Raw genomic sequence first — 210 nt, forward strand, 5'->3', positions numbered from 1 at the left:
GGAACAGCTATTTGCCGGCGGTTGATCATGGCATTGAGGCGACGCTGGCGCCGGCTGCCATCGACAGTGCCCTGGATGAGGTGGACACCTTGCAGCTGCTTGACCTGGTCAGCGCCTGGCCTCACGGCGCGCAGTCCTACAGCCTGACTCAGCCCGCGGACCTGGTCGATCTCAGTATCAATCTGGCCATTCTGCGCCTGGGTGACGGTG

At 63.3% G+C, this 210-nt stretch carries 1 pseudogene; it reads left to right on the forward strand.

Features of this window, described 5'->3' with window-relative positions:
- Positions 1-210 (forward strand): annotated as a pseudogene (locus A3709_RS23905) (aminoacyl-histidine dipeptidase); the annotation flags it as partial.

Origin of the sequence: Halioglobus sp. HI00S01 (assembly GCF_001635445.1) — a bacterium.
Taxonomy (GTDB): domain Bacteria; phylum Pseudomonadota; class Gammaproteobacteria; order Pseudomonadales; family Halieaceae; genus Halioglobus; species Halioglobus japonicus.